The organism is Streptomyces sp. NPDC127190 (assembly GCF_042672505.1).
GTDB lineage: Bacteria > Actinomycetota > Actinomycetes > Streptomycetales > Streptomycetaceae > Streptomyces.
Genome location: NZ_JBHXVE010000013.1, coordinates 218420 through 229128, shown reverse-complemented (window position 1 = coordinate 229128; position 10709 = coordinate 218420). Strand labels below are relative to the sequence as shown.

The window sequence follows — 10709 nt, the reverse complement described above, 5'->3', positions numbered from 1 at the left end:
AGCCCGCTGGGCGTCAGTGACCGACAACGGCGGAATCTTCGGACCCGGACGACTCATGCCCGACCAACGACGAATCTCTGACTCAGGTCACTAGGGCCTGTCTTTCGGATCAGGTCGGCTGCGGCGCCGGCGCCTTCTGGCCAACCCGAGCGGGCTCTGGTGCGTGCAGATGCAAGGCGGAGGAGGGAAGCGACGCGGAGCGATGGGGGTCCCCCCGCGCGAGCGCAGCCGAGCGTGGGGGAGAGCGACGACAACGCAGCAGATGTGCGTGCCAGGGCCCGCGACGCCGGCAAGATCCGAAAGACAGGCCCTTAGGGCCCGTCCCGTCCCCGCCCCCGGTTTGGCAGCTTGCTGACTCGCGGGCGGGGGCGGGACGGGCCGCCCCCTACGCTTCCGGCGAGGCGTCCCCGACAGGGCACAGCCCCACGACGCGACGGAAGAGACCCGGGAACCGTGCACACCACAGCTGCTGACGACGCGACACCGATCTTCGCGCGGGACAAGCGCATCTGGTTCCACCACTGCGACCCGGCCGGCATCGTGTTCTACCCGCAGTATCTGCTGCTCATGAACGAGCTGCTCCAGGAGTGGTTCGAGACCGGACTGCGGACGGACTACGCGGGGCTGTTCGCCGAGCGGCGCCTCGGCATCCCCACCGTGCGGCTGGAGTGTGACTTCCACGCCCCGAGCCGGCTGGGCGACACCGTGCGCTTCGCTCTGTCGGTGCCGCGGATCGGCACCAGCTCGTTCCATCTCCGCTTCTCGTGCACCGGCCCGGACCCGTCCGACGTCCGGGTGCAGATCAAGGCCGTCCTGGTGTGCATGTCGCTCGACGAGCACCGCCCGGTCCCGATTCCCGGCGACATCCGTGACGCGATGCAGGAGTGGCTGGTCCCGGTGGCCGACGCGACGACGTGACAGCGGAAGGACGAGACCGAGATGGCAGACGAACTGATGCTCGTCGACGGGCTGGGCGCGGGTAACTTCTTCCGCACCGCGGCCGCCGTCGGCGGCACCGCCGCAGCGAGCGTCATCGAGCTGGACAAGGAGTACCGGCACCCCGAGGGGCACACGGTACGGGAGTTCGGGCTCGCCGAACTGGACGAGCTGACCGACCGGGTGGCCGCCGGGTACCAGCGTGACGGCATCGAGGCCAAGGACCCGGTGGCGGTCTTCCTGGACGAGAGTGTCCGCTATCTGATCCACTACATCGCCCTGACGAAGATCGGTGCCATTCCGGTCTTCCTCAACAGCGGGCTCCGGCCGGACATCGCGGCCGCGTTCGTCTCCCGGGTCGGCGCGGTCGCCGTGGTCAGCGACGGCAGGCTCGAGCGTACGGCGCTGGACCTGCCGTACTACGACGCCGAGCCCTACGCCACCGGCCCCTACACGGCGTTCACCCACGCGGACGACGACCCCGTCCTCATCGCACACACCTCCGGCACCACCGGCGTCCCGAAGGCCGTCCAGTTCAACCACACGGGCTTCTTCTTCGGGATCCGGCAGCAGATCGGGGCCGACCTCGGCCGGCGCGTGCTGTCCGCGCTGCCGCAGAGCCATGCCTCGGCGATCTCCGTGCTGATGTCCTGCGTGGCCCGGGGCAGCCGGGTGCTGCTGGTCACCGCGCGCGAGGGCGAGCAACTGGCGCGGGGAATCGAGGAGTTCCGGCCCGAGCTGGTCGCCGCCTTCCCGAAGGTCTTCGTCGACCTGTGCCGGCTCGACCTGGACCGCTACGACTTCGGCTCGGTCGCCCGCTGGATGTCCACCGGTGACGCCAACCACGAGCGGCACATCAGGAAGCTCGTCCAGCTCGGCAACCACCGCGACCGCAGCGGGCGGCCGGCCCCCGGGTCGCTGTTCATCGACAACTTCGGCTCGTCCGAGTTCGGCTTCGCCATGTTCCGCAATGTCCACTCCCCCACCACCAACCGCTACGGGCGGTGCATAGGGCGGCCCTTCGACTGGATCGACGCCCAGGTCTTCGACGACAAGGACGAGCCGGCGGCGCCCGGCACGGTGGGCCGGCTGGCGCTGAAGTCCCCCACGGTGACCGCCGGTTACTGGAACAACTCGCTGCTGAGCGAGAAGAACCGGGTGCGGGGCTACTGGCTCACCGGCGACCTCGCCTACCGCGACGAGGAGGGCCGCTTCTACCACGTCGACCGCACCACCGACAGCATCGACACCCCGCACGGCACCATCTACAGCTGCGAGATCGAGGAGCTGATCATGCGGCAGGTGCCGGAGGTGTTCGACTGCTCGCTGGTCCATTCCCGGCCGGCCCCCGAGGCCGCGCAGCGGCTGGTCCTCACCGTCGACCTGCCGTCGGCCGGCACCGATCTGGCGGACCTGCGCTCCCGGATCAACGCCGTGCTGGCCCAGCGGGAACTCCCGGTGATCGACCGGCTCGTGGTCAAGGCGCCCGACGAACACATCGGCCTCACCGGGAAGGCACTCAAGCGCACCATGCGGGACGCCTATCAGAGCGTGTGACGCCTTCGCCCTCCTCCCCTCCCCCCCCCCCGGATCACCCGGGCGTGCTGCTCCCCCCCGACGGCACGCCCGGGTCACCTCTTCCGGTACGTCAGTCAGAGAAAGAACAGCCCATGCCGACACCCAGGCTGCACATGCCGGCGGCCAGCACACCCGCCAGGCCCGAACGCCGGACGGCGGCGGTCCGGACGGTCACCTACATCGTGTTCACGCTGCTGCTCGGGGGGACGGTGCCCACCCCGATGTACTCGCTGTACGCCCAGCGGCTCGCTCTCACCCCGGTCGTGGTCTCGGCCGTGTTCGCCGCGTTCGCGGTCGGGGCGCTGTGTGCCCTGATGCTCTTCGGCTCGTTGTCCGACCAGATCGGGCGGCGGGCGACGATCGTCCCGGCGGTCTGTCTCGCCCTGGCCAGCTGTGCGGTGTTCGCCGGCTTCCACACCCTGCCCGGCATCATTGCCGGCCGGCTGCTGACCGGCCTGTCGGTGGGGCTGGCCAACGGCGCGGCCACCGCCTATCTCGGCGAGCTGTTCCAGGACCGCGGCCGGGCCGCGCTGACCTCCTCGGTCGCCAACATGCTGGGCCTGGGGACGGGGGCGCTGCTGTCCGGGGTGCTGGTGCAGTACGTGTCCGCTCCGCTGACGGTGTCGTACCTGGTGCTGGGGGCCCTGCTGCTGCCCGGGCTCGGGCTGCTGCTGATGCCCGAGACGGTACGCCGGGAGGGTCCGGCGCGCTTCCGGCCGCAGCGGCTCGGGGTTCCGGCGCAGATGCGGACGGTGTTCACCGCGATGGCGGTCGCGGTCTTCGGCTCCTTCGCCCTGCTCGGGCTGCTCGCGGCGCTCGCGGGCAAGTTCCTGGTCAGCGGTCTGCACATCACCAGCCATCTGATGGTGGGCGTCGTCGCGTTCTGCGCGTTCGGCTCCGCGGCGGCCGCACAGCTGGTGGGCGCCCGGCTGGCGCCCCGGGTGGGCTCGGTGGCCGGCATGGTGGCGGTGCCGGTCGGGCTCGGCCTGTTCGTGGCCGCGCTGCCGGCCACCTCGCTGGCGCTCTTCCTGGTCGGCTCGGTGATCGGCGGCGCGGGCAGCGGGCTCGCCTTCCGCGCGGGCCTCGCCATGGTGTCCCACCAGGCACCGCCGGACCGGGTCGGCCAGGTCGTCTCCAGCTACTTCGCCTCGGCCTACCTGGGCCTGACCGTGCCCGTGCTCGGCATCGGGGTGATGGTCATGGAACTGCCGCTGCTCACCTCGGCCCTCGTCTTCGCCGTCATCATCAGCCTGCTCGCCGCCCTCAGCATCACGGTCACCCTGGCGACCCGGCCGCGGGCAGCGGCCTGAAGGAACGGACCGGCTCGCAGCCGGCCGGGGAAAGGAGTTCGGCCATGCCGGACAGCGGCGCGACCGCGGTGGATTTCTGGTTCGACCCCATCTGCCCCTGGGCGTGGATGACGTCCCGCTGGATGCTGGAGGTGGAGAGACAGCGGCCGGTGCGGGTGCGCTGGCACGTGATGAGCCTGTCGGTGCTCAACGAGCACGGGCTCGACGATCTCCCGGAACGCTACCGGGAGATCGTCCGCACGGGCTGGGGCCCGGTGCGCGTGTGCATCGCCGCCGAGCAGGAGTTCGGCGGCGAGGTCCTGGGCCCGCTGTACACCGCGCTGGGCACCCGGCTGCACCCGCGGGGGCTGCCGCGGGACCGGCCCACCCTGACCGCCGCGCTGGCGGAGGCCGGGCTGCCCGAGCGGCTGGCGGACGCCGCGGACACCGACGCCTTCGACGCGGCGCTGCGCGCCTCCCACCGGGAGGGCATCGAACTGGTGGGCGAGGAGGTGGGCACCCCGGTGATCGCGCTGCCCGGCGCGGACGGCGAACGCATCGCGTTCTTCGGGCCGGTGGTCACCCCGGCCCCCAAGGGCGAGGCGGCGGCCCGGCTGTGGGACGGAACCCTGCTGGTCGCCTCGACACCCGGCTTCTACGAGCTCAAGCGGAGCCGGGAGACCGGGCCGGTCTTCGACTGACCCGGGACGGCATTTCGCCTGTAGGCGGCAGCTTCTTGCCATGTTCCTCCGGGAACGGCAACAAGCTGCCGCCCGTCGCTGTCCTCGCGCCCTCAGCACGCACAGTGGGTTCGTTAAGCACTTGACGATCCCAGGGAGGGGCGCATGACCGTCACGACCTCCGGCCGGCCGGCCGCCGAACCACCCGTCGCGGAGCGGACCGGCGCCGCCGCCCCGCGGATCACCTGATGCGCACGGCTCCACGGCCTGACCGCGCGCCGGGCACCGGTCCGATGCCGTAGCAGCCCCTGGGGCCGTCCGGCCCCCGGTACTCACCCCCCACCGTCCGCCCGGCTGAACACAGGGAGTTCCACATGCCCTCAGCACGCGTCACGACCACGGACCGCCGCCGCGCCCCGGAGCCGCACGCACACCGCCACGCGGCGGCCGCGGACTGCAAAGAGGAGACCGGGCCGCTGAACCCGGCCCTGTTACGGACCTTCGTCGAGGTCTACCGCACCGGCTCCTTCGGCAAGGCCGCCCAGCGGCTGCGCATCTCCCAGCCCGCCGTCACCCAGCAGATCCGGATGCTCGAGGAACGGGTGGGCGTGCCGCTGTTCGTCCGGCACGCCACCGGCTCCCGGCCCACCCCGGCCGCCGAGTCGCTGGCCAGGGACGCCGAAGGCGCGGTCGACGCCCTGGACTTCGTGCTCCAGCGCTACTTCGGCACCGACGGTCCGGCCCGCCCGCTGCGGCTGGGCGCGCCCAGCGACCTGATCGGCGAGCGGATCCTGCCCGCCCTCGCCGACATGCTCGGGGACGGCCTCCAGCTGCGCACCACCCTCGCCCTCTCCGACGTCCTGCTGCCCCAGCTGGCCGCGGGTGAACTCGATGTCGTCGTCGTCCGGGTCCGGCCCCGGCTGACGGGTATCACCGCACTGCCCCTGTACGACGAGGAGTGCAGCCTGGTCGCCTCGCCCGAGCTGGCCCGCGTGCTGCGGCCCGAGCTGGTGGCGGGCGGTGCGCCGGAGGTGCTGGCCGACCGGCCGCTGGTCGCCTACGCCGAGTCGGTGCCGCTGATCGACCACTACTGGTGGTCGGTCTTCCACCGGCCGGCGCCCAACGCGCCCGATGTGGTGGTGCCGGACCACCGGGCGGTGCTGGCCGCGCTCCGGGCGTCGATCGGCATCGCCGTGGTCCCGACGTACCTGTGCGCCGACGACTTCGCCCGCGGCACGCTCGTCCCGCTGCTCGCCCCCGAGATACCGCCGATCACCACCATGTATCTGGCGACCCGCGAGGGGGACGCGGTGTCCCGTCCGCAGGTCGCCGCCGCCCAGAGCAGGCTCCTCGCCTGCGGCCGCGGCTGGAACTGACGCGCCGGACCGGCGCACCTGGCCGGGCATCAGGGGCGGTCGGGGGCGGTCAGCCGCCAGTCGAGGGTGCGCCGGAAGTAGACGAGCGGTTCGCCCGGCGCGGCCTCGCAGCGGGTCACGTCCCCGATCAGGACCGCGTGGTCGCCGTGCTCGACCACCCGGGCCCGCAGGCAGCGCAGGTACACCAGCGCGTCGGCCAGCCGGGGCACCGGTCCGTCCCAGGACCACTGCTGCCCGGCGAACTTGTGGTCGGCGCGGCTCGCGAACGCCGCCGCGGCCGCGCCCTGTCCGGCGTGCAGCAGATGGACGCCGAACTCCTCGGCCGCGAGCAGCGGTGCGTAGCAGCGTGACCGCCGGTCGACCGCCAGCAGCACCGACGGCGGCGACGCGCTGTAGGAGCACAGCGAGGACACCAGCAGTCCGCGCGGGCCGCCCTCGCGGTCGGCGGCGGTCACCACGGCGACGCCGGACGCCAGGCTGCTCATCGCGTCGCGGAACGTCTCGGGTTCCACCACGGACATCCGCGCCTCCAGCACGGTCCACCTCGCATTCGTCGACGGGATGAGCCCCTGGCGGCCCGGCGGCTTCGCCGCGATCGGTCAGCGAGCGGCGGGGCGGAACCGGGGGGCGACCTGCTCGGCGAACAGGCGCAGCGTCCGCTCCGAGTCCCGGAAGTCGGTGTAGCCGGAGTTGACCTGGATGCTGACGCACAGGTCGTCGCCGTACTTCTCCCGGGTGGTGTCCAGCTGGCGCACCACGTCGTCCGTGTTGCCGGCCAGGATCCGGCCGTCGCCGAGCGCCTTGCCGAAGTCGTACTCGCGCGCCTTGTCGACGAGCTTGTCGTACCCCTTGTACTGGTCCGAGCTCTTGCGCAGCCAGCCCTCGGCGGCCTGCGACATCAGCACGACGTGGTTGTTCTCCATCTCCTCGCCGCGGCGGAGCGCCTCGTCGCGGTCGTCGGAGAGGTAGCAGTTGTACTTGAGCTGGATGCGCGCCGCGCCCGCCCGGTGGCCGGCGTCCGCCCAGGCCTTGCGGTAGGCGGTGAGCATCTCCACCACGGTCTCGGGGCTGACGATCGTCGGCACGATCTGGAGGTGGTAGCCGGCCTGGCCGGCCGCGGCGCAGGACTCGGGGCTGGAGGCGGAGGCCACGAACACCGGGGGGCCGGACTGCTGGTACGGGCGGGGCGACAGCGTGACCGGTCCGAAGGAGTGGAACTCGCCCTCGAAGACGACGTTCTCCTCGGTCCACAGCCGGCGGCAGGCCTCGATGCCCTCGCTGAAGCGGCGGCGGCTCTCGTCGATGGACACGCCCAGCCACTCGAACTCCTGCGGCAGCCAGGCCCGGCCGAAGCCGACGTCCAGGCGCCCCTCGGAGATGTTGTCGAGCATCGCGAGCTTGCTGGCGAGCTGGAGAGGGTGGGAGAAGGCCGGGATGACCGCGCCGGTGGCGACCCGGATGGTCTTGGTGCGGGCGGCGATCGCGGAGAGCAGGGTCACCGGGTCCGGGCTGTAGCCGCCGTACGGGGTGCCGTAGTGCTCCACGGTCTGGACGTGGTCGAAGCCGTACTCCTCCGCGATCTGACTGAGCGCGATGGCCTCGCGGTAGAACTGCGAGGCGGGCTTGTGATCAGGTGTGAAGACCGGGAAAAAGTTCAGACCGAAGTCCACGGGACTCTCCTGAGGGAAGGTTGTGCCGTCGTGGGCAGAGGGTGAGGCGACGAGGCGGCCCAGCGGTCTCACCGTGCGGCGGCAATCGGCTCCGAAGGGGTCCGCGAGGCACCGCGGAACCCGCCGCTCAAGCCAGGCAACTGTGGCAACCGGCCGCGAGGGCCGTCAAATAAGGTGCGCTATCACCTCGATAAGGGATCTGATCCCCCTCCTGTCCTCCCTCCGCCTTCGCGCCAATTCGTGTACGGGGCAAGGGAATTGGTGCCGACCGGCGGTAACGTCGGGGCGTCCCGTCGGCGTCCTTCGGAAACGGTGGTCATGAACACTTCCGTCCTCGCCTGTACCGACCGCCGGCCCGCGTGCGGGCTGGATCCCGATCTCGCGGCGCTGCTCGCGCGGTCCGGTCTCGTCCCCGAGCACGTCGAGGAGGTCGCGCGCCGGGTGGTCGGGGAGGAGACCGGCACCGGGGTGGACCGGGCCACGGCCGTCCTGGTGCCCGAAAGCGCCGTCCTGGTGGGTGACTTCACCGCCCGGCAGGACGGCGTGGTGGCAGGGCTGCGGGTCGTGGAGGCCGTGCTGTCCGTCGCCTGCGCCGAGGGGTTCACGGTGCGGCGCCGGGCCGAGGAGGGCGCACGGGTCGAGGCCGGGCAGGTGCTGCTGAGCCTCACCGCTCCCGCCCGTGCGCTGCTCACCGCCGGGAACGGCGCGCTGAACCTGCTGTGCCGGATGTCCGGGATCGCGACCGCGACCCGCCGCTGGGCCGACGTCCTGGACGGTACGCGGGCCAGGGTCCGCGACACCCGCAAGACCACGGCGGGGCTGCGGGCGCTGGAGAAGTACGCGGTGCGGTGCGGCGGCGGCGTCAACCACCGGATGTCGCTGTCCGACGCGGCCCTGGTCAAGGACAACCATGTCGTCGCGGCCGGCGGGGTCGCCCAGGCGTTCCGGGCCGTGCGCCGGCGCTTTCCCGAGCTGGCGATCGAGGTCGAGGTGGACACCCTGCCCCAGGTGCACGAGGTGCTCGACGCGGGCGCCGACCTGATCCTGCTGGACAACTTCACCCCGGCCGCGACCGCCGAGGCCGTGGCCGTCGTCGCAGGCCGTGCCCTGCTGGAATCCTCCGGCCGGCTCACCCTGGACACCGCCCGCGCCTATGCCGAGACCGGCGTCGACTACCTCTCGGTGGGCTCGCTCACCCACTCCGCGCCGGCGCTCGACATCGCGCTGCGGCTGCGCGACTAGGGCCTTTCTCTCGCCGGCAAGATCCGAAAGAGCGGCCCTGAGCCGGGGCGGCCCCGCGCGGGCCCGTACTCCGCCGGGGCGGCCGAGGGCCACCCCACTGCCCGAAGGTGCAGGAAGGTGCCACGGCCAGGGCGCAAGGGACGGTGCGCCCCCAGCATGGGCTCACCGGAAGCCCCGGCACGCGGAGCCCAGACAGAGAAATCGGCGTGTCTCCGCGGCGGGGCCCCTGACCGAGGAGCGACGTTGCAACCACTGGCACCGTCCGCGCATCTGGACACCTTCCCCCGCGACAGTCTGCCGCCGCGACGGGAGTGGCCCGAGCTGGTCTTCGACCTGCCGGAGCTGCACTATCCCGGGCGGCTCAACTGCGCGGAGGAGCTGCTGGACGCGACCATCGCCCGGTTCGGCGCCCAGCGGCCCGCCCTGCGCGACGGGTCCGGCCGGGTCTGGTCGTACGGGCTGCTGCGGGAGCATGTCGACCGGATCGCCCGGGTGCTGACCGAGGACCTGGGTCTGGTGCCGGGCAACCGGGTACTGCTGCGCGGGCCCAACTCGCCCTGGCTGGCCGCCTGTTGGCTGGCGGTGCTGAAGGCGGGCGGGGTGGCGGTGACGACCATGGCGCTGCTGCGCGCCACGGAGTTGCGCGAGATCGCCACCAAGGCCCGCATCGGCCTGGCCCTGTGCCACAGCGGCTACACCGACGAGCTGGAGCGGGCCGGTCTGCCGGGGCTGCGCGTCATGGAGTACGGGGACGCCGGGAGCGAGCTGAACCGGCGCGCCGATGCCAAGCCCGCACAGTTCGCGGCGGTGCCGACGGCCGCGGACGACGTCGCCCTGATCGCGTTCACCTCGGGCACCAGCGGGCTGCCCAAGGCGACGATGCACTTCCACCGCGACGTACTGGCCATCGCGGACACCTTCTCGGCGCGGGTGCTGCGGCCCCGGCCGGACGACCTGTTCGGCGGCAGCCCGCCGCTCGCCTTCACCTTCGGCCTGGGCGGACTGCTGGTGTTCCCGCTGCGCGCGGGCGCGTCGGCGCTGCTGCTGGAGAAGGCCGCCCCGGAGGAGCTGTTCACCGCGGTGGGCCGGCACGGCGTCACCGTGCTGTTCACCGCGCCCACCGCCTACCGGACGGCGCTGCGCCGGATCGACACCTACGATCTGCGGTCCCTGCGGCGCTGTGTGTCGGCCGGGGAGGCGCTGCCGGCCGACACCTGGCACGCCTTCGAGCGGGCCACCGGTCACCGGATCATCGAGGGCATCGGCTCCACGGAGATGCTGCACGTGTTCATCTCGGCCGCCGACGACGACATCCGGCCGGGCTGCACCGGCCGGCCGGTGCCCGGCTTCCGGGCCCGGGTGATCGACGAGAACGGCGCCGTGGTGCCGGACGGCGTGCCGGGGCGGCTCGCGGTGCAGGGGCCGACCGGGTGCCGCTACCTCAGCGACGACCGGCAGCGCGCCCAGGTCCAGGACGGCTGGAACATCACCGGCGACATCTACGTCCGCGACGCCGACGGCTACTTCCGCTACCAGGCCCGCGCCGACGACATGATCGTCACCGCCGGCTACAACGTGGCCGCCCCCGAGGTCGAACAGGCGGTGCTGCGTCATCCGGCCGTCCTCGACTGCGGGGTGGTCGGCGTGCCCGACGCGGAGCGCGGCTCGGTCGTCAAGAGCTTCGTGGTGCCGGCGCCCGGGGTCGAGCCCAGTGAGCAACTCGCGCGGGACATCCAGGAGTTCGTCAAGTCGGAGATAGCCCCGTACAAGTATCCGCGGCTCGTGGAGTTCGTCGCCGCGCTGCCGATCGGCGCCACCGGGAAGCTCCAGCGCCATGTGCTGCGCGCGGGTGCGCCGGTGGACCGTCCCTGACCGGCCCGGCAGCCGCGCATCCGGTCCGCCGGCCGCGCGCCGTCTCCCCTTATCTTTTCCGGTTCT

At 72.4% G+C, this 10709-nt stretch carries 9 protein-coding genes; 7 read left to right on the top strand and 2 right to left on the bottom strand.

Features of this window, described 5'->3' with window-relative positions:
* Positions 1 to 453: 453 nt before the first annotated feature.
* From ACFVIU_RS21580 to ACFVIU_RS21560, 5 genes are all read left to right on the top strand, one after another.
* Positions 454 to 918: an acyl-CoA thioesterase gene (locus ACFVIU_RS21580; RefSeq protein WP_385844352.1), complete on the top strand. Its 465-nt coding sequence runs from the start codon at positions 454 to 456 to the stop codon at positions 916 to 918.
* 21 nt (positions 919 to 939) lie between these two features.
* Positions 940 to 2493, top strand: a complete 1554-nt coding sequence (locus tag ACFVIU_RS21575; protein WP_385844351.1) for a class I adenylate-forming enzyme family protein — start codon at positions 940 to 942, stop codon at positions 2491 to 2493.
* 113 nt (positions 2494 to 2606) lie between these two features.
* A complete protein-coding gene (locus ACFVIU_RS21570) occupies positions 2607 to 3824 on the top strand; it encodes an MFS transporter (protein ID WP_385844350.1) in 1218 nt (405 codons plus the stop codon).
* A gap of 44 nt (positions 3825 to 3868) precedes the next feature.
* Positions 3869 to 4504 carry a disulfide bond formation protein DsbA gene (locus ACFVIU_RS21565; protein WP_385844348.1) on the top strand — a complete coding sequence of 212 codons (636 nt, stop codon included), beginning with the start codon at positions 3869 to 3871 and terminating at the stop codon, positions 4502 to 4504.
* A gap of 353 nt (positions 4505 to 4857) precedes the next feature.
* On the top strand, positions 4858 to 5859 hold the full coding sequence (locus tag ACFVIU_RS21560) for a LysR family transcriptional regulator (RefSeq protein WP_385844347.1): 1002 nt from the start codon (positions 4858 to 4860) through the stop codon (positions 5857 to 5859).
* A 29-nt stretch (positions 5860 to 5888) separates the two neighbouring features.
* Here ACFVIU_RS21560 and ACFVIU_RS21555 read toward each other — a convergent pair whose 3' ends face one another.
* Both ACFVIU_RS21555 and ACFVIU_RS21550 read right to left on the bottom strand, forming a co-directional pair.
* Positions 5889 to 6380 carry a flavin reductase family protein gene (locus ACFVIU_RS21555; protein ID WP_385844346.1) on the bottom strand — a complete coding sequence of 164 codons (492 nt, stop codon included), beginning with the start codon at positions 6378 to 6380 and terminating at the stop codon, positions 5889 to 5891.
* Positions 6381 to 6458: 78 nt separating this feature from the next.
* Entirely contained in the window at positions 6459 to 7529 is a 1071-nt protein-coding gene (locus ACFVIU_RS21550; protein ID WP_385844344.1) for an LLM class flavin-dependent oxidoreductase, read from the bottom strand.
* 318 nt (positions 7530 to 7847) lie between these two features.
* Between ACFVIU_RS21550 and nadC the strand changes: the two genes are divergently transcribed.
* Both nadC and ACFVIU_RS21540 read left to right on the top strand, forming a co-directional pair.
* Positions 7848 to 8771, top strand: a complete 924-nt coding sequence (gene nadC, locus ACFVIU_RS21545) for a carboxylating nicotinate-nucleotide diphosphorylase (RefSeq protein WP_385844342.1) — start codon at positions 7848 to 7850, stop codon at positions 8769 to 8771.
* Between the two features lie 156 nt (positions 8772 to 8927).
* Entirely contained in the window at positions 8928 to 10643 is a 1716-nt protein-coding gene (locus ACFVIU_RS21540) for an AMP-binding protein (RefSeq protein ID WP_385844340.1), read from the top strand.
* Positions 10644 to 10709 lie beyond the last annotated feature (66 nt).

Bases quoted from the DNA above. Each gene is read 5' to 3' on its own strand.
- ACFVIU_RS21565 (WP_385844348.1), top strand. From the start codon at position 3,869: ATGCCGGACAGCGGCGCGACCGCGGTGGATTTCTGGTTCGACCCCATC.
- ACFVIU_RS21570 (WP_385844350.1), top strand. From the start codon at position 2,607: ATGCCGACACCCAGGCTGCACATGCCGGCGGCCAGCACACCCGCCAGG.
- ACFVIU_RS21560 (WP_385844347.1), top strand. From the start codon at position 4,858: ATGCCCTCAGCACGCGTCACGACCACGGACCGCCGCCGCGCCCCGGAG.
- nadC (WP_385844342.1), top strand. From the start codon at position 7,848: ATGAACACTTCCGTCCTCGCCTGTACCGACCGCCGGCCCGCGTGCGGG.
- ACFVIU_RS21540 (WP_385844340.1), top strand. From the start codon at position 8,928: ATGGGCTCACCGGAAGCCCCGGCACGCGGAGCCCAGACAGAGAAATCG.
- ACFVIU_RS21575 (WP_385844351.1), top strand. From the start codon at position 940: ATGGCAGACGAACTGATGCTCGTCGACGGGCTGGGCGCGGGTAACTTC.
- ACFVIU_RS21555 (WP_385844346.1), bottom strand. From the start codon at position 6,380: ATGTCCGTGGTGGAACCCGAGACGTTCCGCGACGCGATGAGCAGCCTG.